We start from the raw sequence: 22940 nt of genomic DNA on the forward strand, positions 1-22940 counted from the left end.
AAATATGGCTCTGTTAACAGGTATCGCAGTCCCACTCAGCTACTCGTTAGTGATGATTAGCGCTGTATGGTGGCCTGAGATGCCGAGTATTTTCTGGTTAATTCCTACATGCTGTACATGCATCGCCTGTTTGCTAAAGCGTCGCTGGGTGCTGTCAGCAGTATTCGCCGCAATGTCCGTGGCTTTGATACAAGGGAATCTTTTCAAGTACCAATCCGAGGTACTTTTCCGATTTGGCACAGATATTACCATAAAAGCACAAGTTGACAGCTATTTTAAAAAAATAAGTCATGGCTATGAAGTACATGCAACCATAACGGCCATTAACGGACACCCAATCCCTTCATTTAAGGCACCTAAAGTTCGCCTCAGAACGCCTTTTGCATTAGAAGCAGGGGCCACGTTCTTTGGACCTATTCAGCTTAAGCGCCTATCTGGCGTCCTTAATCAAGTAGGATTTGACCGCGAGAAACATGCTTTTTCTCAAGGTATAGTCGGTATTGCTACTTTAGCCAATAAAAAGCATAGTTTTTCTGTTTCTAAATATCACTGGCGAGCAAAGGCTCATGACGCCGTGAAAGTGGCAACAGAAAACAGTCCTTTTCAAGGTTTGTATCTCGCGCTGGTGTTCGGTGATCGAAGCATGCTACCAATAGAGCAAAGAAAGTCGTTACAGCAAAGTGGTCTCTCGCACCTAATTGCAATATCTGGTTTGCACATTGGCGTCATTTTCGGAATGGGGTATTGGGTAGCGAAGTCGCTTATATCGTTTCTCAAGTTGGTTCTGCCCTATAAGCTCGGTTCAAATCTGGTTCACAGTGGCCAATTTTGGTCATTGAGTATTGGTTTGCTATTCGCGTACTGGTACTGCGCACTCGGCTTTTTCGCAATCTCAACGGTTCGCGCCTTGATAATGCTTGGAATTTTATCGCTACTACTATTAACGCAAGTGCGAATTCATCGACTCATGGTGCTGTTGGTTAGCGCAGCTGTCGTCCTGACATTGGTTCCTTTTTCCGCTGCGAGCATGAGCTTTTGGCTCTCTTTTTTTGCAGTCGGCGCATTGCTACTGACGCTAACCCTACTAGGTAAAACGCGAGGTGTGATAGCGATTGTAAGCCTACACTTGGTGTTGTCGGGGCTTTTTATCCCATTAATCGGTTTCCTGTTTCATGGTATACCACTACTCAGTGCTGCATACAACTTTGTGTTTGTACCTTGGTTTAGTTTTTGTATTGTCCCGCTCACCCTATTAGCGGCTGCCATCAATATGATGGGTTTCAGTTCAGATTGTTTGTGGTTTTTACTCGATCAAGCGCTGCTACCCTTAGATTTATTACTTCCCTATGCGTCCTCGTTTTGGACCCCGATAGTTCACAATGACTTGATGTTCGTGGTTGTCTTGTTGGTGAGCGTTCTGTGTTTCAAGTGGCTTTCTACTTCGATGATTACGGTAGTGTTTTTAGTGTCCGCAGTTCAATATTCTATGATGCATCGAGAAGAGAAAGTCAGTGTTCACTTTCTCGATGTGGGCCATGGATTGTCAGTAGCGATTGTTCAGGGTGACGAAGCGGTCGTTTATGATACAGGAAGGGCGACCCCTACCTTTTCGATGGCTGAAGCAGTGCTGATTCCAAATCTTAGGGCGTTAGGAGTAAAGAGACTGGAAGGCTTGATCTTGAGCCACGCCGACAATGACCATGCGGGTGGTGAAGCTGACCTAAAACAGAACATGCCCCCTAGGTGGATACGTCGTCCAGAAGGCAATAGTCAGGTCAACTCTTGTATCAGAGGTGAACGATGGAAATGGGGCGCCGTTGACTTTGAGGTGTTGTGGCCTCCTGCAAAAGTGACACGCGCTTACAATCCTCATTCCTGTGTAATCTTAGTCACGTATCAAGAAACAGATCGAACATACCGTTTGCTGCTGACAGGCGATATAGAGAAGGTGAGTGAAATCCTTCTTTCTCGTGAACTTGAACCTCTATCTATTGATGTGATGAGCGTGCCTCACCATGGCAGCAAGACCTCTTCCTCAAGATATCTCCATCAAACGATAAATGCTGACTATGCAGTGGCATCGAACCAGTTTGATTCAAGGTGGCAATTGCCCAGTCCAGTCGTTCGAGAACAATATCAAAACAATGGCAGTATTTGGTATGAAACTGGGCGAACCGGACAAGTCACATTCCAGTTTGTTGGTCAAGAAATCATCGTTTCCACCGCGAGGTCAGATTACCTAGCGCCTTGGTATAGGCAGATGTTACGAAGCAGAGTAGAATGAGAGGATAGATAAAGTAAATCGATAAAGAATTATGTCGCAAAATCAAGATGAAACAACGCTGCAGACGTTTAAGCGTTTGTGGACTTACATTCGTGAGTATAAAACGGGTCTAGCCGTTGCGGTTGTCGCACTAATTATCAATGCGGTAGCAGATACGTACATGATATCGCTTTTAAAGCCGCTTTTGGATGAAGGCTTTGGCGATGTAGAGTCCAACTTCTTGAAGATTCTACCTCTGATTATTCTCGGCATGATGTTTATCCGCGGACTATCTGGTTTTGTCTCGACGTACTGCTTAAGTTGGGTCTCTGGCAAGGTGGTTATGCACCTCAGAAGAGGGATATTTAATCACTTTATGCATATGCCAGTCTCCTTTTTCGACAAGGAGTCAACGGGTGGTTTGCTGTCTCGCATAACTTATGATTCAGAACAGGTGGCAGGGGCGACGAGTAGCTCGCTGGTTAGTATCGTTCGTGAGGGTGCGAGTATCATCGGCCTGCTAGTCTTGATGTTTTGGAGCAGTTGGCAGTTATCGCTCGTGTTGCTCGTCGTCGCGCCAGTTGTTGCGTGGGCGATTCAAGTGGTTTCCAAACGTTTTCGCAAGATCTCCGTCAATATGCAGACCTCAATGGGTCATATGACGACTTCGGCAGAGCAGATGCTGAAGGGACACAAGGTTGTTCTGAGTTACGGTGGTCAACAAATCGAGAAAACGCGTTTTGATGAAATGAGTAATCAAATGCGTCAGCAGACCATGAAAATGGTTGCCGCATCGGCGATTGCTAACCCTGTAATTCAAATGATCGCCTCATTAGCGTTAGTTGCCGTTCTTTTCCTAGCTAGCTTTGATGAAGTTCGTGAGCAGCTTACGGCGGGTACCTTTACTGTTATTTTCTCAGCAATGTTCTCATTGATGCGTCCTCTGAAAGCTCTAACCGGTGTGACGGCTGATTTCCAACGTGGTATGGCTGCGAGCCAAACTTTGTTCAATCTCATGGATTTGGACACTGAGCGCGATAATGGCACCAAAGAAATCACACGAGCTAAGGGTGAACTGTCGGTTAAAGATGTGACCTTCACCTATGAAGGCAGCGAAAAGCCTGCCCTGCGCAATGTAAGCTTTGATTTACCTGCTGGTAAGACGCTTGCACTGGTCGGTCGTTCGGGCTCTGGTAAGAGTACTATTGCTAACCTATTTACTCGTTTCTACGATGTCGATAGCGGCACTATCGAGCTGGACGGTCACAATATCGAAGATCTTAAGCTAACCAATCTCCGTCAGCACTTTGCGCTGGTTTCGCAAAACGTTCACCTGTTCAACGATACGATTGCCAATAATATTGCGTACGCGACAGATGGTCAGTACTCTCGTGAGCAAATTGAGCATGCCGCAACTCTGGCCCATGCTATGGAGTTCATTAATAACCTCGATGACGGTTTAGATACCGTGATAGGCGAGAACGGTGCAAGCCTTTCGGGCGGTCAGCGTCAACGTATCGCTATCGCGCGTGCCTTGCTTCGAGATGCGCCTGTCCTTATTTTGGATGAGGCAACATCGGCGCTCGATACTGAATCTGAGCGAGCCATACAGTCTGCTCTTGATGAGCTTCAGAAAGATAAAACAGTGCTGGTGATTGCGCACCGTCTATCCACTATTGAAGAAGCGGATGAAATTCTTGTCGTTGACGAAGGTGAAATTATCGAGCGAGGCGACCACAAGACCCTAATTGAGCATCAAGGTGCGTACGCGCAATTACACAAAATCCAGTTTGGTGATCACTAGTGATAGACAAACTGTGGTTCGGTAATCATCCACTTCGCTTTATATTGTGGCCGCTGCTGTGGCCACTAAGCCAACTGTACTTGTTGGTGAGTACTCGTCGACGTCGCGCTTACGAATCAGGGAGTAAACCTCGCTACAAAGCTAAGGTTCCTGTTATCGTTGTGGGTAATATTACTGCCGGCGGCAATGGAAAAACCCCCATGGTTGTTTGGCTTGTTGAGCACTTGGTACGCCAAGGCAAGCGCCCAGGTGTCGTCTCTCGAGGCTATGGTGGTAAAGCAGCGCATTATCCATTAATGGTGAGCGCTGAGACGCTACCCTCAGAGTGTGGCGATGAACCAAAGCTAATTTTCGAGCGCACTCAAGTCCCCGTTTGTGTCGACCCCGTTAGAGTGAATGCAACGAAACAGCTTGAGTCATTGGGTGTCGATGTCATTATCACCGATGATGGGCTCCAGCATTACGCACTCGACCGCGCTTTTGAAATCATCGTAATCGATGGGGTAAGGCGCTTTGGCAACCAGCAAGCCATCCCGTTGGGGCCGATGAGAGAGTCGCTTTCTAGGCTAGATGAGGTTGACCTTAAAGTCGTCAACGGCGGACCGAATTCGCAGCAACTACAAATAAACTCAGAAAAGCGTTTTGTCCTTTGTCCGGACACAGCCGTGAATCTAGTGACGGGAAAAACCGCATCCATTTCTGAGTTGGGTTCGTTAGCCGCATTCGCTGGCATCGGACACCCTCCACGTTTTTTTGACACCTTAGAAAAGTTGGGCGCAAGCTTGGCCAAAACACAAGGCTTTGCCGATCATCAAGCGTTTGATGCCCAGAAGCTCGCCGAACTCAGTGTGGGTGTCGATAATGTCATTATGACAGAGAAAGATGCGGTGAAATGCCGCTCGTTTTCAAAGGACAATTGGTGGTATTTGCCAGTGTCAGCTCAATTTACCGAGCAAGATAGCCAGCAAATACTTCTAGAAATCAATAAGGTAATAGAAAGTTATGGATCACAGACTGCTTGAGATCGTGGCATGCCCAGTATGCAAAGGGAAGCTAACATTCGACAAAGATAAACAGGAGCTTATCTGTAAGCTTGACCGATTGGCTTACCCGATCAAAGAAGGGATTCCAGTGTTGCTTGAACCTGAAGCGAGACAGATGAGTATGGAAGAGGGTCGATAGATGGCATTCACGGTTATCATTCCAGCTCGATATAGCTCCTCGCGTCTGCCGGGTAAGCCTTTGGCAGACATTTGCGGCAAACCAATGGTGCAGCACGTTTATGAGCGTGCTGTTGAGTCGGGTGCTGACCGAGTCATTGTTGCCACTGACGATGTGAGAATTGAATCGGCGGTCCAGGCATTTGGTGGAGAAGTCTGTATGACCTCCCCAGATCATCAATCGGGTACTGAGCGCCTAGCGGAAGTGGTTGAGTTAATGGGCATTGAGCCTGAGCACACAATCGTCAACGTTCAAGGTGATGAGCCGTTAATACCAGCGAGTATCATTAAGCAGGTCGCGGACAATCTGCAATCGAGCCAGGCGCCGATGGCGACGCTAGGAGTGACGATTGAGGATGAGGAAGAGGTTTTCAACCCCAATGCTGTAAAGGTTGTCACCGACCAAAATGGCTTCGCCCTTTATTTCAGCCGTGCCACGATTCCCTGGGATCGAGACGCGTATGCCTCAGAGCCGAAGTCAACTGCGGCAAGCCCTCTAATGCGCCATATTGGCATTTATGCGTATCGAGCAGGCTTTATCAACACCTACATCAATTGGGCGCCAAGTGCGCTTGAGAAGATTGAATCTCTAGAGCAGCTCCGTGTGCTTTGGTATGGTGAGCGTATTCACGTCGAACTGGCAAAAGAGGCGCCCCCTGCAGGTGTCGATACGCCAGAAGATCTTGATAAAGTGCGAGCACTTTTGTCGAAGTAATGTTTGAAAACGCCGCTGGAATCTGAACTGACCCCCAATAGTTGGACATTCCAATTACTGGGGGTCTTTTTATGTCCAAACACCACAGAGCATTCAAGCTAAAATTGGCTAAGTATGCACAACACGAGGGGTCAAGAGCTCTTGCCCTTAAATTCGGAGTATCGTCAGACCAAATTCGTTATTGGGTGTCGGTTTATCAAATTCATGGGGAAAATAGCTTTCGTCACGAGCAAGCTCCCTATAGTCAAGACTTTAAACTAGAAGTTCTAAAGACTATGCGTATTAATAACTGGTCCTTAAGATATACCAGTGCTTACTTTGATTTATCGTCTCCAGGGATACTATTTCAATGGCAAAAGCTTTATGCTCAGCAGGGTATATCCCGGCTTAAACCACAGAAAAAAGGCAGACCTTGCATGACAAACCACTCTCTTAAACCTAAGCCATCTGAGCAGATGACAGAGAAAGAACTAAGAGAGGAACTTGAGTATTTACGTGCAGAGAATGCTGTCCTAAAAAAGTTAGAGGCCTTGGCTCAAGCCAAAAAGAAAAAAGCAAAGCAAAGACACTCGTAGTCGATGAGCTCAAGGCAAAGTACCGCTTGCACCATTTACTCAAAGCTACTGGGTTAGCCCGAAGTGTGTATTACTATCATCGTAATACAACACAGGAGTCATACTCTGAATCGAGTTTAAAAAGGCAAATACGTGATATCTATCAGCAACACAAAGGGCGCTATGGATATCGCAGAATCACATGCACCTTGAGGAAGGCAGGCATGGTGATTAACCATAAACGAGTTCAACGTCTTATGATTGAGCTTGGTCTTAGGTCCAAGGTCAGGCCCAAGAGATACAAATCATACAAAGGCGAAGTTGGGCGGATCGCTTCGGACTTATTAAAAAGAGAATTCAATGCCAACAAACCGAACCAAAAGTGGGTAACGGATGTGACCGAGTTTAAAGTCGATGGTCAGAAGGTTTATCTGTCACCCGTTATCGACTTATTCAACCAAGAAGTCGTGAGTTATGAGGTGCGTAAGTCAGCAGCATTACCCTTGGTCACTGACATGATAAAAAAGGCGATAAAGACACTTAAAAAGCATGAGAATCCCATCGTGCATTCAGACCAAGGCTGGCAGTATCAAAATAAGGCGTATCAAAACCATCTCAAGAAGAAAGGGCTCGCTCAAAGTATGTCTAGAAAAGGGAATTGCTTAGACAATGCGGTTGCTGAGAACTTCTTCGGAATACTCAAGACAGAGATGTATCATAACGAAGTCTTTAAAAGTGCAGATGAACTGATTGAAAGAATTAGAGAATACATAGACTATTACAATAACGAACGAATTAAGCTGAAGTTAAAAGGCCTGAGTCCGATAGCATATCGAAATCAAGCCTTAGCAGCCGCTTAGAAATGAGTCCAACTTTATGGGGTCAGTTCAAATCAGCGGCGTTTTTTTAGTCTAGCTGCGTAACTGGGATCTCTTTCCATTCGCCAGGTTGCAACTCATCTAGGCTGAACCGCCCCATTTTCGCGCGAATTAATCTAAGAGTCGGGAAACCAATATGTGCGGTCATACGGCGCACCTGACGATTTCGCCCTTCAATGATAGTGACACTTAGCCAAGTCGTTGGGATATTAGCGCGAAAACGCACAGGAGGGTGTCGCTCCCAAACCATAGGGGCGTCCATGCGCTCGACTTTGGCAGGAAGTGTCGGCCCATCTTTCAGCGTCACGCCACTTCTTAGCTTGTCTAACTCTGTTTCGGATGGATCACCGTCGACTTGCACCCAATAGGTCTTTTCAGACTTTGATTGAGGTTGCGTCAGTCTTGCCTGCAAGACGCCATCGTTGGTCAGCACCATTAAACCTTCGCTATCGCGATCAAGCCGGCCTGCGGCGTAAACATCTTTTATCGGGATGTAGTCTGCGAGCGTTTTTCTTCCCTCGCCATCAGTAAATTGACTTAAGGTGTCGTAGGGCTTATTGAACAGAATCACTTTTCTTTCACTCGGGGCAGGTCGCTTCTTTTCGGTCCGCTTTGGGTTGCCTGAACGACGTTTTTGATTCGCCCTTTGACCATGACTTTTTTGTTTGAATTGACTCGATGAAGAACGCGAAACTCGCTGGGAACCCTTACGCGTTGTTTTAATCGTCATGTTAACTACCTTGCAAAAATGTAAACGAACTGTGTGGTTTAGTTTTGTCTACGGGTGTTTTGAGCTATCATGAGCGCGCTCAAAAACAGGAATAACGCACAAGATAATAGACTAATTGACCAATTTTGTTTAATTATAAGTGCTTAGGATTTCGTTTGACTGAACAAAACTACGCCAAAACGATGAGTTTTCATCTGCAGTTGCCTTAGGTTTGCTTTCGAATTGGTGTCCAGTCAAAACGTTTACGCCGTCCAAATGGAGGCGTTAATTGATAAAGGGTGCTCAGCCCGATTAGAACGATAGGGAAATTTCATGCCTACAGAAAAGCCGACAATCATCTATACCATTACTGATGAAGCGCCAGCGCTGGCAACATATTCATTGCTACCGATCATTCAGTCATTCACCGCGTCTTCAGGTATTGATGTTGAAACAAGAGATATTTCACTAGCAGGGCGTATCATTGCCAACTTCCCTGACTATCTCAAAGAAGAACAACGCATTGGTGATGCGTTAGCAGAGCTTGGCGAACTAGCCAAAACACCAGAAGCAAACATCATTAAACTACCAAACATCTCTGCATCGATTCCTCAGCTACAAGCTGCTATCAAAGAACTTCAAGCGAATGGCTACGATCTTCCAGATTACCCGGAAGAGCCTGCAAATGCAGAGCAAGAAGCCGTTAAAGCGGTTTATGACAAAATTAAAGGCAGTGCTGTAAACCCAGTACTGCGTGAAGGTAACTCAGACCGTCGCGCGCCACTGTCTGTGAAAAATTACGCAAAGAAAAATCCTCACTCAATGGGCGCGTGGGCATCAGATTCTAAGTCTCATGTTTCAAGCATGTCTGATAGCGATTTCTTCGGTAGTGAAAAGTCAGTAACGACGACAGGCGCAACCGATGTGAAGATTCAGTTCACTTCATCGGCAGGTGAGACAAAAGTACTTAAAGAAAAAGTTGCATTGCAAGCAGGCGAAATCATTGACGCTTCTGTAATGAATAAAAACGCGCTTGTTGCGTTCTTCGAAGAGCAAATTGAAGACGCTAAGAAACAAGATGTGCTACTTTCTCTGCATATGAAAGCGACCATGATGAAGGTATCTGACCCGGTCATCTTTGGTCACGCCGTTAAGGTTTACTACAAAGCGGTATTTGACAAGCATGGCGAGCTTTTCAATGAGCTGGGCGTTGATGTCAATAACGGTATCGGTGATGTGTATGCGAAGATTGCATCATTGCCAGCAGCGCAGAAATCGGAAATTGAAGCTGATCTAGCAGCGGTATACGAGACACAGCCTCCACTGGCTATGGTTGATTCGGATCGTGGTATTACTAACCTGCACGTACCTAGTGACATCATTGTTGATGCATCGATGCCGGCAATGCTGCGCTCTTCTGGCCAGATGTGGGGTCCAGATGGTAAGCAAAAAGACACGAAAGCGATGATCCCAGATCGCAGCTACGCAAGCATCTATCAAGCGGTTATCGACTTCTGTAAGCAGCACGGTGCGTTCGATCCAACGACGATGGGTAGCGTACCTAACGTGGGCTTGATGGCGCAAAAAGCAGAAGAGTACGGCTCTCACGATAAAACCTTTATTATGAGTGATGCGGGTACGGTTTCTGTCGTTGATACAGAGGGCAATGTTCTTATTGAACAATCCGTTGAGGAAGGCGATATCTTCCGTATGTGTCAGGTGAAAGACGCGCCGATTCAAGACTGGGTCAAGTTGGCGGTAACACGTGCACGCGCTTCAAGCACACCAGCCGTGTTCTGGCTAGACGAAAATCGTGCACACGATGCAGAGCTGATTAAGAAAGTGAATCAGTACCTTCCTCAGCACGACACAGCAGGTCTAGAGATCCATATCAAGGCGCCGCTAGAAGCAACACTATTCTCGCTTGAGCGTATTAAAGAAGGTCTAGACACTATCTCGGTAACAGGTAACGTACTTCGTGACTACCTAACCGATTTGTTCCCAATTCTAGAACTGGGTACGTCAGCAAAAATGCTGTCTATCGTTCCACTGATGAATGGTGGTGGTCTGTTTGAGACCGGTGCTGGTGGTTCTGCGCCTAAGCACGTTCAGCAAGTACAAAAAGAAAACCACCTACGTTGGGATTCTTTGGGTGAGTTCTTAGCCTTAGCTGCTTCTCTAGAGCACCTAGCGGTGGTTTCTGGCAAAGAGAAAGCAAATGTACTCGCGAAAGCTCTAGACTCAGCGACGGGTAAGTTCCTAGACGAAAACAAGTCACCTTCACGTAAAGTGGGTGAGCTAGACAACCGTGGTTCTCACTACTACCTGGCACTCTACTGGGCTCAAGCTCTCGCGGTTCAAACTGAAGATGCAGCATTAGCAGAAGAATTTGCACCGATTGCCGAGCAACTGGCGTCTAACGAAAGCATCATCGTTTCTGAATTGAATAACGCTCAAGGCGTTGTAGGTGATCTTGGCGGCTACTATCAACCGAATGACGCGAAAGCGTCTTCACTAATGCGCCCAAGCGCGACGCTGAATAGTATTATCGGCTAATAGTGATTAGATATAAAAAAACCACCTTCGGGTGGTTTTTTTTGATCCTGTGGTCAGTACTTCTGTTGTAACGTTGGATTGGATTTGTTGTGCTTTACTACTTCGCTAAATCACCTTCTACCGGAGTGACCGAGCTTGCGTGGTAGCCCTTTGGCCCTTCTTCTACTTCGTAGTTGACTTGCTGCCCTGCTTTTAGAGTGCGGTAGCCATCCATTTTGATTGTTGAGTAGTGCGCGAAAATATCGCCGTCTTCACCCTCTGGACAAATAAAGCCAAATCCCTTGGCATTGTTAAACCATTTTACTGTACCTGTCGCCATGCTATACATCCCTCATGCATTTTGTAACTGAAGTTGTGGTAGAAGATACTGACCTTCGGTAAATCTACTGACTCCATGAGACTATTAGCTCCAAATCATCGTATTTAGCACCAGTGGCTAGCCAAAATCAGCGAGTTCACTGTGAGAAATTTCCCATACGCTGGGGCATACTGATTCAAAACTTGTTAAATTTTAGTCACTAGTTAACCACTCTAGTCAAACATTGAGCGTAGTCAATAGGAAACTAGTATAAATAACTACATATTCTATACATATGCGCTTTGGTTTTAACAAATGTGCAATGAAACGCTTCTGTTTACATAGGCTTACTGTATGCTAGAGGGGAGGGAGGATAACTTTTTTCAACGTGGCTCATATGTGACACACACTAATAGCATTGTTTTGTTTGCAGCGATACAATTGGTGCATTAGTCTCTTAATAAGAGATGTTTTTCGAGTGGCAGATTGAAAGCAACTTAGCTGAGAAGCTCAGACTAGATACTGTCACATTGTGATGAATTTTTAAGAAAACTCTCGAACATCTGGCCATGAGTAAAAATTTTGAATGGGTGACTCCAGACTCAGATTTATTGGAGAAAGAAAAAACTAAGGTTGAGCCACCGGCGCTGTATAACGTTATCCTCAATAACGATGATTACACCCCGATGGACTTTGTTGTAGAAATCTTGGAACGCTTTTTTTCACTCAACGAGGATAAAGCAACACAGGTGATGCTAGCTGTACACTATGAAGGTAAAGCCGTCTGTGGCACCTACACTGCTGAAGTTGCTGAAACGAAAGTTGCTCAAGTGACCATGTATTCAAGGGAACATGAACACCCACTTTTGTGTACCATGGAAAAAGCCTAATTTTCGCTTGAATGGCGCTTGCCATTCCTTAGGAGGTACTTATGCTGAATAAAGAACTAGAATCGAGTCTGAACGGTGCATTCGCTCGTGCCCGCGACAAAAGACATGAATTCATGACCGTAGAGCATCTCCTTTTAGCTTTGTTGGAAAATGACTCGGCTAAAGAGGCCCTAACAGCATGCAACGCTAACCTAGAAACGTTGCGTAATGAGTTGGATATCTTCATCGATCAAACTACTCCACTCATTCCAGACTCTGACGATACAAGAGAAACCCAGCCTACGCTTAGTTTCCAACGAGTACTTCAGCGTGCCGTCTTCCATGTTCAATCATCTGGTCGCAGTGAAGTGACTGGAGCCAACGTTCTGGTCGCCATTTTCAGCGAGCAGGAATCTCATGCGGCTTATCTTTTAAAGAAGAATGACATTAGCCGACTAGACATTGTTAACTTTATCTCACACGGGATCACCAAGAATGCCGGCCCTTCAGGTGATGAGCCTTCTAGTGGCTCGTTGGGCGGTAGCAGCGAAAGCATTGAAGATGCCAACAGCGAAGACCGTTTAGAGAGTTTTGCAACCAATCTAAACCAAGTTGCAAAAGCGGGGAATATCGATCCTCTCATTGGCCGTGACAAAGAGCTAGAGCGTACAATTCAAGTCCTTTGCCGACGTCGTAAAAACAACCCGTTATTAGTGGGTGAAGCGGGTGTTGGTAAGACGGCTATTGCAGAAGGCCTTGCGTGGAGAATCGTCGAAGGTCAAGTGCCTGAAGTCATCAAAGACAGCGTTATCTATTCTCTGGATATCGGTTCGCTTCTTGCGGGCACCAAATATCGCGGTGACTTCGAGAAACGCTTCAAGGCAATCCTGAAACAGCTTGAGAAAGAAGACGATGCCATCCTATTCATTGATGAAATTCACACCATCATAGGAGCAGGTGCTGCGTCTGGTGGTCAAGTTGACGCCGCTAACTTGATTAAACCTCTATTGAGTAGTGGTAAATTGCGCTGTATCGGTTCGACGACCTACCAAGAATACAGCAACATCTTTGACAAAGAGCGTGCGCTGTCTCGTCGATTCCAGAAAATTGACGTGGTGGAACCATCTTTGGATGACACCACTAAGATTTTAATGGGCTTGAAGCCTAAGTACGAAGAGCACCACGAAGTACGTTATACCAACAAAGCACTGCGTGCTGCGGTAGAGCTGTCTGCTAAATACATTAATGAGCGTCACCTTCCAGACAAAGCCATTGATGTAATCGATGAAGCTGGTGCTCGTAGCCGCTTGGTTCCTGCCAGCCGTCGCAAGAAAACTGTTGGTGTGGCGGACATCGAAGCTATGGTGGCTAAGATGGCTAGGATCCCAGAGAAATCAGTGTCTTCTTCTGACAAAGACATTCTTCAGAATCTTGATGAGAAGATGAAGATGTTGGTATTCGGACAGGACCAAGCGATCGATGTGCTTAGTGAAGCGATCAAGATGACTCGCGCAGGTCTTGGCAATGAGGATAAACCTGTAGGTTCGTTCTTGTTCGCAGGTCCTACTGGGGTAGGTAAAACTGAAGTGACCGTTCAGCTGTCGAAACTGCTGGGCATCGAATTGCTTCGCTTTGATATGTCTGAATACGGCGAAAGACATTCTGTCAGCCGTTTGATCGGTGCACCTCCGGGCTATGTAGGTTATGACCAAGGCGGTCTATTGACTGACGCTGTTATTAAGCATCCGCACTCTGTCGTTCTTCTCGATGAGATTGAGAAGGCTCACCCAGATATCTTCAACCTGCTGTTGCAAGTGATGGATAATGGTACGCTGACGGACAACAATGGCCGCAAAGCCGATTTCCGAAATGTCATTTTGGTCATGACCAGTAATGCCGGTGTAACCGAGACAGAGAAGAAATCGATTGGTCTTATCCAGCAAGACCACAAACCTGACGCGATGGGTGCGATTAAGCGTGTGTTCACGCCAGAGTTCCGTAACCGCCTTGACGGTATCATCTGGTTCAACAGCTTAGATGATGTTGTCATTCACCAAGTGGTCGACAAGTTTATTGTTGAGCTGCAAGCGCAACTAGATTCACGCGGAGTGTCTCTAGAGGTGTCTGATGAAGCACGTGACTGGTTAGCTGTCAAAGGTTACGACAAGACCATGGGGGCACGTCCAATGGGTCGTGTCATCCAAGACAAGCTTAAAAAGCCTCTGGCCAACGAGCTGTTGTTTGGTAGCTTAGTTGATGGCGGTACGGTGCGTGTTTCTTTGGAAGAGGATGATCTAGCATTCGAATATATCGGTTCAAAGGAAGCGGCTGAGGCGCATCACTAATAGTCGCGAAGAGTAATAAAAAAGCGTACCCATTCGGGTACGCTTTTTAGTATCTGATGTAGAGATCACAATAAAAAACGGAGCCGAGAGCTCCGTTTTTTATTGCATTCGACAATCGTAGATTAACGAGCGCGGAAGACGATGCGGCCTTTAGATAGGTCGTATGGAGTCATCTCTACAGTTACTTTGTCACCAGTAAGGATACGGATGTAGTTCTTACGCATCTTACCAGAGATGTGTGCAGTAACTACGTGACCGTTTTCTAGTTCAACACGGAACATTGTGTTTGGTAGAGTATCAAGAACAGTGCCTTGCATCTCAATTACGTCTTCTTTAGCCATTTAATCCTCTTTCGAAATGTGGCGTTTTTAACGGCGAGCATTGTGCCGCTAAAATCTCAATATGTAAAGTTGCGGTGTATTCTACCCTTGCCAACGCTGATTTACTAGCCTTTGATGACGTTGGAAGCGGGTTTTGTAGTTCATAGCGGAGCAATCATCGATTTGATAGCCCAAGTAGAGCCACTGCTTGTTGTACTGGCGACAGTATTCTAACTGGCACAACACCGCGTAAGTCCCTAATGACAGCTCATAGTCTGGATCAAAAAAGGTGTAGAAAGCACTAGCGCTGTTTTCAAGTATATCCGTAATAGCGATGGCAACCAGATCTTCTCCGTCATAGATGTGAAGGTAATGCATGGTTAACCAAGTGCAATCGGCGAATTCAAAAAACTCTTTTTCACGAGGGGGATACATGCTTCCAGAAGCGTGCCTTCCTTCGATATATTTGGCATAGAGTTCAAACCACTTTTCGTCGAGTTGGCTACGGATTTCCCAACGCAGATGTTTGCCTTTTGACCATAGTCGTTTTTGACTTTTTGAAGGGCTGAAGTCTTGCACTGCTACCCTTAGAGCTTGACAGGCCTGGCACGTATCACATTGTGGCTTGTAGAGTGTATTGCCACTGCGGCGAAAGCCATTGGCGAGCAGCATTTCGAAGTTTTCCCCGCTGTGCATCTCCTTTTCAAGGACGATCGCGACACGTTCTTCCTTTGATGGAATATAACTGCAAGGCTGCTGTCGACTCAGTCCAATACGAATTTGTTGCAAGGCCATGTTCATCTACTCTCACTCCTCTCTATAGGCAATGATAGCGTCTGGTGCTCAAAACAGGAACGTTCTACAGCGGATTGTTGATATTGATACAGCTTTTCCAAGAATGAGACTCGATCCAATTCTGTCGCGCCGAGGGATTGCAGGTGAGAGTTCATGACTTGGCAGTCGATCAGCTTTCCTCCGTTCAAAGTAAAGTGTTCGCAGAAATACCAAAGGGCGATTTTGGACGCATTGGTTGCTAGAGAAAACATGGACTCGCCGCAAAATACCTTTCCGATAGAAAGACCATAGAGACCGCCCACTAACTTCTGGTTTTGCCATACTTCGACAGAGTGACAATGACCTTGGTTAGCGAGCTCAATGTATGCAGCTTGCATATCGTCATTTAGCCAGGTTTCTTCCAGTGGCCGAGTACTGGAGCAAAACCCAATTACCGAAGCCGTATCTTTATTTATGGTGACCTGATAACCGTGCTTACGTTGGAATTTTCGTAAGCTTTTCGAGGGTTGGAAAGATTCTGGGAAGAAAACGGCTCGCGGAGAAGGACTCCACCACAAAAGAGGTTCATTGGGTCCAAACCAAGGAAAAACGCCGCTCTTATAGGCACTAATGAGTCGTTGCGGACTCAGGTCACCACCAAAAGCGAGTAAACCGTTAGGTTCATCTAAAGCCTCAAATGGCGAAGGGAAGCTTAGGTCATGACTGTCTAGTTCTGGAAGATATATGGTCATACGGAATAGGCTCTGATTTCCTTTATTTTTCGGCGTACTAGTTGGCTAGTACCTGTTTGCCTGATTTTTAACCGCCGTTAGCAGTTTTAGGGGTGGCGCTCATTCTTTATTTTCGATAGTCTGCCAGTACGAAGAATTATAGAGGATACTTCACGTTAGGACCGAAGTATCAGCAAAGGATTAAACACCCCAATGGAAAGCTTAACATTACAACCAATTCAGAAAGTATCAGGAACGGTGAATCTTCCTGGTTCTAAAAGCGTTTCCAATCGTGCATTACTGCTGGCTGCGCTAGCCGAGGGTACAACTACCCTAACTAATTTGCTCGATAGTGATGACATTCGACACATGCTGAATGCCCTTACTAAACTGGGCGTCGAGTATCAGTTATCTGCGGATAAAACTCAATGTGTTGTCAAAGGTTTAGGTAAGGCTTTTTTTGTAGACTCTTCAACCGAGCTATTTCTGGGTAACGCGGGGACAGCAATGCGTCCACTCGCCGCGGCACTTTGTTTAGGCAAAGGTGAGTTCGTCTTGACTGGCGAGCCTCGCATGAAAGAGCGTCCAATCGGTCACTTGGTTGATGCGCTTGTAGAGGCAGGGGCGGACATCACTTATCTAGAGAACGAAAACTACCCACCACTCAATATTAAGGGTACGGGCCTGAAAGGCGGTCACGTTAAAATAGATGGCTCAATTTCGAGTCAGTTTTTAACTGCGTTTTTGATGTCAGCGCCACTTGCTGAATCAGACGTTACCATTGAGATTGTTGGCGAGTTGGTTTCTAAGCCATATATTGATATCACCTTACACATCATGAAGCAGTTTGGTGTGGAAGTTGAAAACCAAGATTATCAGAACTTTGTTGTCAAAAGTGGTCAACAGTACCAATCACCAGGTCAATTCCTCGTTGAAGGCGATGCATCCTCTGCCTCATATTTCCTAGCGGCAGCAGCCATCAAGGGCGGCGAGATTAAAGTGACGGGTATCGGGAAAAACAGCATTCAAGGCGATATCCATTTCGCAGACGCGCTTGAGAAGATGGGCGCTGATATTGAATGGGGTGATGACTATATCCTATGTCGCAAGGGTGAACTTGTCGGTATCGATATGGATTACAACCATATTCCGGATGCGGCGATGACAATTGCGACCACAGCACTTTTTGCCAAAGGGACGACGGCTATCCGTAATGTTTACAACTGGCGTGTAAAAGAGACGGATCGCTTGGCTGCGATGGCTACTGAACTGCGTAAAGTCGGTGCTACCGTAGAAGAAGGTGAAGACTATATCATTGTTGAGCCAACGAAAGATCTGAAGCACGCTGCGATTGATACATACGATGACCACCGTATGGCGATGTGTTTTTCACTGGTTGCGCTAAGTGACACTCCAGTGACTATCAATGACCCTAAGTGTACGTCAAAGACATTCCCAGATTACTTTGACAAGCTAGAAGGTCTAAGCCAGTCATAATAAAAAGCGCCCTCTCGTAAGATAGGGCGCTTTTTTAATCTATTGAGTCGTTATTCGACAGTAAATTCTTTTGAAAGGTGGTGGGCTAAGTATTTGAACATGTTGAATACAGCCGTTGTTTTTTCAGTTGGAAGACCATTGTCATCCAAGAAATAATTGCCCTTAAATACTAATACACCGTCTTTTTCTTCAACGCTGTCAGCACGCATACCTTCGATGAAGTCTTCGTGCTCTTGAATGACCTGATTCGCAATCAACAAAAGGTCGAATTGAGAGATTGGCTTTCTTTGTGACATATTGATGTCCTCTATATATATGGCTTTTGCGGTAGTTTATGAGTGACAACACATTTTGCAAGGACAAATATCTCAGCTATAGTTAGCAGCAATTTGTGATTTGCCACAAATTTTGATTATTGTTGCTAGTCAACTTGGGTAAATGACGTTTAATATTGCGCCATTTTTTAAATGGCGAGCCCGTTTCAATCGGACATTTGTCGACCAATTAGCGTCTGATTGTAAAAAAACAGGTTGACCTTCTTTTGTTCTCGCTCAATAGTAAAAAAGAAGCATACATTTCGAACATCGTGCGATTAAATGTCGCAATGTGATATAGGACGTTAGTGTCATTATGGGAAAGTCACTAGTTATAGTGGAGTCACCTGCTAAAGCTAAAACCATTAATAAGTACCTCGGTAAAGACTTTATTGTTAAGTCGAGTGTGGGTCACGTACGTGATTTGCCGACAGCCGGTCAGAGTACAGGTAAAAAAGCAGCAGCGGTGTCTACCAAAGGCTTAAGTGCTGAAGAAAAAGCACGCATTAAAAAAGAAAAAGACCGTAAGGCACTCATTAAAAAGATGGGTATCAACCCATACGACGATTGGGCGGCAAATTATCAAGTACTACCTGGCAAAGAAAAGGTAGTGGCTGAGCTACAAAAGCTTGCAAAAGACGCTGACCACGTTTATCTCGCAACCGATTTGGACCGCGAAGGAGAAGCTATCGCATGGCACCTTCGTGAGATCATCGGTGGCGATGAAGAGCGATACAAGCGTGTGGTCTTTAACGAAATTACTAAAAATGCTATCCAGCAAGCGTTCCAGGATCCTGGCGAGCTGAATATGGATGGTGTTAATGCTCAGCAAGCTCGTCGTTTCCTCGACCGAGTAGTGGGCTTTATGGTGTCTCCTCTGCTATGGAAAAAAGTAGCGAGAGGCTTGTCTGCAGGTCGAGTACAGTCTGTGGCAGTAAAACTATTGGTTGAACGTGAGCGTGAAATCAATGCGTTTATTCCTGAAGAGTTCTGGGATATTCATGCCGACACCAAAACAACAGATAAAACAGACTTCCGTTTACTTGTTGCTCAAAAGCAAGGTAAAGCGTTTAAGCCTGCCAACGAAACCGAGGCGCAAGCCGCTGTCGCGACGTTAGATAAAGCGGTTTATGAAGTTTGTAAACGCGAAGATCGTCCGACGCAAAGCAAGCCTTCGGCACCGTACATCACGTCGACACTCCAGCAAGCGGCAAGTACACGCTTAGGTTATGGTGTTAAAAAGACCATGATGCTTGCTCAACGACTCTATGAAGCGGGTTACATCACCTACATGCGTACTGACTCAACAAACTTGAGTGCGGAAGCGGTAGACGCTGTACGCGGCTTTATCGATAGTGAGTTTGGCGGCGAATACCTACCGGCGAAACCAAACTTTTACGGTAGTAAAGAAGGTGCACAAGAAGCGCACGAAGCGATTCGTCCATCTGACGTGAATGTAAAAGTTGACGACTTAAATGGCGTGGAAGCGGACGCTCATAAGCTGTATGCGTTGATTTGGAATCAGTTTGTTGCGTGTCAAATGACACCAGCAAAATACGATTCAACGACAATCAGCGTTAAGGCAGATGATTACACGCTTAAAGCGAAAGGCCGTATTCTTAAGTTTGATGGTTGGACTCGTGTTCAACGTCCAATGGGCAAGAATGAAGACGCGATTCTTCCTGCAGTACAACTAGGCGATAAGCTTGACCTTGTTGCACTGGATCCAAAACAGCACTTTACTAAGCCGCCAGCGCGCTTCACGGAAGCTGCTTTGGTTAAAGAGCTAGAGAAGCGCGGTATTGGTCGTCCTTCTACTTATGCTTCTATCATCTCGACGATTCAAGACCGTGGCTATGTGAAAGTGGAGCAGCGCCGTTTCTACGCCGAGAAAATGGGTGAGATTGTTACCGACCGTTTGGATGACAGCTTTACAGATTTGATGAACTACGACTTCACCGCTCGTATGGAGCAGAGGCTCGACCAAATCGCTGAAGGTGAGACCAACTGGAAGCAGGTTCTAAATGAGTTCTTCGAAGAGTTCACAACCGACCTTGGTAAAGCTGAACTGGATGAAGACCACGGTGGTATGAAGCCAAACCATATTGTTGAGACTGATATTGAGTGTCCAACATGTGGTCGCCCTATGGGTATTCGCACGGCATCTACTGGTGTATTCCTTGGTTGTTCTGGTTACGCACTGCCGCCAAAAGAGCGCTGTAAAACAACGATCAACCTTGGCGATGAAGAAGGCATCATCAATGTTCTAGAAGAAGACGTTGAGACTGCGGCACTTCGCGCTAAGAAGCGCTGTCCTATCTGTGAAACTGCGATGGACGCGTACCTTATTGATGACAAGCGCAAACTTCACGTATGTGGTAATAACCCGAACTGTGAAGGCTATGTTGTTGAGCACGGCGAATTTAAGGTTAAAGGCTATGATGGTCCGACGGTTGAGTGTGATAAATGTGGTTCTGAAATGGTTCTTAAAAATGGCCGTTTTGGTAAGTACATGGATTGCACAAACGAAAACTGTAAGAACACTCGTAAGATCCTAAAAAATGGTGAGATCGCGCCTCCGAAAGAAGATCCTGTGCACTTCCCTGAGTTGCCATGTGAAAACTCAGATGCGTACTTTGTATTGCGTGATGGTGCTTCTGGTCTGTTCATGGCGGCGAGTAACTTCCCTAAATCTCGCGAGACTCGTGCTCCGTTAGTAAGTGAGCTGGCACGCTTTAAAGAGCGTCTTTCACCGAAGTTTGTCTATCTAGCAGAAGCACCTACAGAGGACCCTGATGGTCGTCCTACGGTCGTTCGTTTTAGCCGAAAGACGAAAGAGAACTACATTCGCTCAGAGATCGAAGGTAAGCCTTCAGGATGGACAGGCCTTTATGTTGACGGTAAGTGGGAAATTACCGACAAACGCAAAAAGCCTAAGAAAGAGTCTTAAGCACTAAACTCATTAAGCCTGACTTGTTGCTCAAGTCAGGCTTTTTTGTACCTGTGAGACATAAAAAATCGGGGCTACGATACAATCGCAGCCCCGACTCAATAGATGCTGTACTTACTTGTCTTCAGACAGACCCACTAAAGCTGACTGGGTTTCCATGATGTGCGTATCTACGTCACTGATGTCGCTGATACCAAGTTGCTCACGAGCCTCATCTTCACTGATTCCCAAGTGGCAGCACAGTAGATCGATGGCCATCTGAAAGTTGTTGTTTTCTACCATGGTATTTTCCTTTTCAACATGGGCTTTGGACTATGTGGACTTTATCTTGTCGTAGTCATACTCACAATAAGACTAAAGTCTAAGACTTCACTGTCTCACATTAGCTATCAAAATGCTCAATTGACGTACACTATGAAGCACGTTGGTCGCGTCTTTGTAATAGCTTCGCGATATCAAGATGTTATTCTCTATAAAGTAGTCAAAAGATTAATGCTTTGTTGCAATTTAAAGCTTAAACTTGAATTTCAAAACTACGACACTATGTATATATTAGATTCGAAAAATGCCACTTGGATCTCAAACTCTTTGTAGAGTGATGAACCCGAAAACAACGACAAAGGCATTTGTACAATATAGAGCTTCTTGATCTGGAGAAATGTAAATGAAGCGTATAGCACTCTTTTTAGCGACTAACCTTGCCGTGGTACTGGTGTTGAGCATAGTGCTCAATATCGTCTACGCGACAACGGGCTTGCAGCCAGGCAGCCTGTCAGGGTTACTCATAATGGCCGCCGTGTTTGGCTTCGGTGGTTCATTTATCTCTTTGATGATGTCAAAGAGCATGGCTTTGCGCTCTGTAGGCGGCATGGTTATCGAAAGCCCACGTAATGAAACTGAACACTGGTTGCTAGAAACGGTTGGGCGTCAGGCTCAGCAAGCTGGCATTGGTATGCCAACGGTCGCTATCTATGACTCACCTGACATCAATGCGTTTGCAACAGGTGCAAAACGCGATGATTCATTGGTTGCAGTTTCATCAGGGCTGTTGCACAGCATGACGAGAGACGAAGCAGAGGCGGTGCTTGCTCACGAAGTTAGCCACATCGCTAATGGTGACATGGTCACTATGACGCTAATGCAAGGTGTAGTGAACACTTTCGTTATCTTCCTATCGCGCTTTATTGCCAACATCGTTGCTTCAAACAACTCTAATGAAGAGGGAGAAGGTGGCACTAGTATGATGGTTTACTTCGGCGTATCTATGGTACTAGAGCTGGTATTTGGCTTCTTAGCGAGCTTTATCACTATGTGGTACAGCCGACACAGAGAATTCCATGCGGACGCTGGTGCAGCGCAGCTTGTTGGTAAACATAAGATGATTGCAGCGCTTGAGCGTTTGAAGATGAGCCAAGAGTCGCAACTGGAAGGCTCAATGATGGCATTTGGTATCAATGGTAAGCGCTCTATGACTGAGCTTCTTATGAGCCACCCGCCACTAGAAAAGCGTATTGACGCGTTGCGTAGCCAACAGTACTGATACGACGTTAATTAAACCGAACCCATTAAAAAGCTTGGAAAATTTTCCAAGCTTTTTTTTGATCTTTTCAAAACAGCCCGCCGTAATAGTTATACAAAAATTGAAAATGCAAAAACTTGTATAACTTTTAAGGTGTACTAACTTGTACATTGAGAACAAATGTATAACTAACAAAGGGTTGTTATGAATATCGAAGCCGTCAGTGAGGTTTATGAAAAACTAAGCAAAGACAACCTGTATTTGCTCGAAGACCTCTATCACAAGGATGTGGTATTTGAAGATTCAGCGCATCGTTTCGAAGGCTGGGATCAACTGTCCGCATATTTTGATTCTCTCTACACTAACGTCATTCAATGTGACTTCTCCATTCAGCATCACCAACAGGTAGACGACACTGGCTTCCTGACCTGGACTATGAAACTCAAGCACCCAAAGTTAAACGGGGGGCAACCTGTTGAGGTTAACGGTGTCAGCCATATCCGTTTTAAAGGTGATCGCGTTATTTATCACCGCGACTACTTTGACCTAGGAGAGATGCTGTACGAGAACATTCCTCTTCTTGGCGCGGTGATAAAAAACATCAAGCAAAGGCTAGGGAAGTGA

At 45.7% G+C, this 22940-nt stretch carries 20 protein-coding genes and 1 pseudogene; 14 read left to right on the plus strand and 7 right to left on the minus strand.

The features are described 5' to 3' along the window. Positions 1-4 precede the first annotated feature (4 nt). From J4N45_RS12690 to J4N45_RS12720, 7 genes and pseudogenes are all read left to right on the plus strand, one after another. Positions 5-2284 (plus strand): DNA internalization-related competence protein ComEC/Rec2, encoded by a 2280-nt coding sequence (locus J4N45_RS12690; RefSeq protein WP_252011663.1) that lies wholly within the window; start codon positions 5-7, stop codon positions 2282-2284. Positions 2285-2315: 31 nt separating this feature from the next. Then, positions 2316-4067, plus strand: a complete 1752-nt coding sequence (gene msbA, locus J4N45_RS12695; RefSeq protein ID WP_252011664.1) for a lipid A ABC transporter ATP-binding protein/permease MsbA — start codon at positions 2316-2318, stop codon at positions 4065-4067. Continuing rightward, a complete protein-coding gene (lpxK, locus tag J4N45_RS12700; protein ID WP_252011665.1) occupies positions 4067-5089 on the plus strand; it encodes a tetraacyldisaccharide 4'-kinase in 1023 nt (340 codons plus the stop codon). Before msbA ends, lpxK begins: the two co-directional genes overlap by 1 nt. Continuing rightward, on the plus strand, positions 5070-5249 hold the full coding sequence (locus tag J4N45_RS12705; RefSeq protein WP_006075338.1) for a Trm112 family protein: 180 nt from the start codon (positions 5070-5072) through the stop codon (positions 5247-5249). The genes lpxK and J4N45_RS12705 overlap by 20 nt, the downstream gene beginning before the upstream one ends. After that, the gene (gene kdsB, locus J4N45_RS12710; RefSeq protein WP_234495534.1) at positions 5250-6002 is read left to right on the plus strand and encodes a 3-deoxy-manno-octulosonate cytidylyltransferase; all 753 of its coding nucleotides are present in this window, start codon (positions 5250-5252) and stop codon (positions 6000-6002) included. A gap of 71 nt (positions 6003-6073) precedes the next feature. Then, on the plus strand, positions 6074-6577 hold the full coding sequence (locus J4N45_RS12715) for a helix-turn-helix domain-containing protein (RefSeq protein ID WP_252011666.1): 504 nt from the start codon (positions 6074-6076) through the stop codon (positions 6575-6577). Then, a pseudogene (locus J4N45_RS12720) lies at positions 6577-7416 on the plus strand (IS3 family transposase); the annotation flags it as partial. The gene J4N45_RS12715 and the pseudogene J4N45_RS12720, both read left to right, overlap by 1 nt. Positions 7417-7462: 46 nt before the next feature. Here J4N45_RS12720 and J4N45_RS12725 read toward each other — a convergent pair. Further along, a complete protein-coding gene (locus tag J4N45_RS12725) occupies positions 7463-8164 on the minus strand; it encodes a pseudouridine synthase (protein ID WP_252011667.1) in 702 nt (233 codons plus the stop codon). 312 nt (positions 8165-8476) lie between these two features. On the opposite strand from J4N45_RS12725, the gene J4N45_RS12730 reads away from it, so the two are divergent. Beyond that, positions 8477-10699 (plus strand): NADP-dependent isocitrate dehydrogenase, encoded by a 2223-nt coding sequence (locus J4N45_RS12730; RefSeq protein WP_252011668.1) that lies wholly within the window; start codon positions 8477-8479, stop codon positions 10697-10699. 97 nt (positions 10700-10796) lie between these two features. Here the strand turns inward: J4N45_RS12730 and cspD are convergent, their stop codons facing one another. After that, a complete protein-coding gene (gene cspD, locus J4N45_RS12735; protein WP_042476908.1) occupies positions 10797-11018 on the minus strand; it encodes a cold shock domain-containing protein CspD in 222 nt (73 codons plus the stop codon). 548 nt (positions 11019-11566) lie between these two features. Here cspD and clpS point away from each other — a divergent pair. Then, the gene (clpS, locus tag J4N45_RS12740) at positions 11567-11887 is read left to right on the plus strand and encodes an ATP-dependent Clp protease adapter ClpS (protein ID WP_042476814.1); all 321 of its coding nucleotides are present in this window, start codon (positions 11567-11569) and stop codon (positions 11885-11887) included. A gap of 41 nt (positions 11888-11928) precedes the next feature. Further along, positions 11929-14211, plus strand: coding sequence for an ATP-dependent Clp protease ATP-binding subunit ClpA (clpA, locus tag J4N45_RS12745; protein WP_042476817.1), 2283 nt, complete (start codon positions 11929-11931; stop codon positions 14209-14211). A gap of 122 nt (positions 14212-14333) precedes the next feature. Here clpA and infA read toward each other — a convergent pair whose 3' ends face one another. From infA to aat, 3 genes are all read right to left on the minus strand, one after another. Next, a complete protein-coding gene (infA, locus tag J4N45_RS12750; RefSeq protein WP_001040192.1) occupies positions 14334-14552 on the minus strand; it encodes a translation initiation factor IF-1 in 219 nt (72 codons plus the stop codon). An 81-nt stretch (positions 14553-14633) separates the two neighbouring features. Further along, entirely contained in the window at positions 14634-15332 is a 699-nt protein-coding gene (locus tag J4N45_RS12755; protein ID WP_252011669.1) for an arginyltransferase, read from the minus strand. Continuing rightward, the gene (gene aat, locus J4N45_RS12760; RefSeq protein ID WP_252011670.1) at positions 15329-16057 is read right to left on the minus strand and encodes a leucyl/phenylalanyl-tRNA--protein transferase; all 729 of its coding nucleotides are present in this window, start codon (positions 16055-16057) and stop codon (positions 15329-15331) included. The genes J4N45_RS12755 and aat overlap by 4 nt, the downstream gene beginning before the upstream one ends. Before the next feature lie 192 nt (positions 16058-16249). Between aat and aroA the strand changes: the two genes are divergently transcribed. Next, entirely contained in the window at positions 16250-17533 is a 1284-nt protein-coding gene (gene aroA, locus J4N45_RS12765) for a 3-phosphoshikimate 1-carboxyvinyltransferase (protein WP_252011671.1), read from the plus strand. A gap of 50 nt (positions 17534-17583) precedes the next feature. Here the strand turns inward: aroA and J4N45_RS12770 are convergent, their stop codons facing one another. After that, positions 17584-17829, minus strand: coding sequence for a YciN family protein (locus tag J4N45_RS12770; protein ID WP_234495540.1), 246 nt, complete (start codon positions 17827-17829; stop codon positions 17584-17586). 334 nt (positions 17830-18163) lie between these two features. On the opposite strand from J4N45_RS12770, the gene topA reads away from it, so the two are divergent. Further along, positions 18164-20797 (plus strand): type I DNA topoisomerase, encoded by a 2634-nt coding sequence (gene topA, locus J4N45_RS12775; protein WP_234495541.1) that lies wholly within the window; start codon positions 18164-18166, stop codon positions 20795-20797. 114 nt (positions 20798-20911) lie between these two features. Here topA and J4N45_RS12780 read toward each other — a convergent pair whose 3' ends face one another. Beyond that, a complete protein-coding gene (locus J4N45_RS12780; RefSeq protein WP_128648446.1) occupies positions 20912-21079 on the minus strand; it encodes a hypothetical protein in 168 nt (55 codons plus the stop codon). 382 nt (positions 21080-21461) lie between these two features. On the opposite strand from J4N45_RS12780, the gene htpX reads away from it, so the two are divergent. Further along, entirely contained in the window at positions 21462-22337 is an 876-nt protein-coding gene (gene htpX / locus J4N45_RS12785; RefSeq protein WP_234495542.1) for a protease HtpX, read from the plus strand. A gap of 183 nt (positions 22338-22520) precedes the next feature. After that, positions 22521-22940, plus strand: coding sequence for a nuclear transport factor 2 family protein (locus tag J4N45_RS12790; protein ID WP_234495543.1), 420 nt, complete (start codon positions 22521-22523; stop codon positions 22938-22940).

The sequence above is a fragment of the Vibrio sp. SCSIO 43140 genome (assembly GCF_023716585.1).
Lineage (GTDB): Bacteria > Pseudomonadota > Gammaproteobacteria > Enterobacterales > Vibrionaceae > Vibrio > Vibrio maritimus_B.